Genomic DNA, 387 nt, shown 5'->3' with positions numbered 1-387 from the left:
CCGGTCAGGTTGCCCAACTCACGCCCCAGCTCCGTACCCGCCAAACCGGCCAGTGCAATGGGGAACTCCAGGGGCATGGTTTGGAGAAATTTTTGCACCGGCTCCCTTTTGTCGATGGCCAATCCCAGCACTTGCCAGCCGTTGCCCTTGTTTTCGCGGTAGAAGCGATTGATGAGCGGCAGCTCATCCACACAGGGCGGGCACCACGTGGCCCAGAAATTCACCAGCAGCGGGCGCCCCTTGAACGCAGCCAGAGACACCACTTTACCGTCCGGGGCCTCCCAGTGGTGGGCCCAAAAACCCGGCACCGGCTCTGCCGCGACCGCTGCGGGTCCCGCGGATTGCCTCCAAACGGCCACGCCAATCCCCGCCAGCGCAGCCCCCACC

1 protein-coding gene is annotated in these 387 nt (G+C 64.9%); it reads right to left on the bottom strand.

The window, feature by feature from the left end:
* On the bottom strand, positions 1–386 hold a 386-nt coding region (locus tag AC1D1Y_RS26795; RefSeq protein ID WP_477685011.1), incomplete at its 3' end, for a TlpA disulfide reductase family protein.
* Position 387: the final 1 nt, after the last annotated feature.

The organism is Polaromonas sp. P1_G1, assembly GCF_056405595.1.
This window is presented reverse-complemented; position numbering and strand designations above follow the sequence as displayed.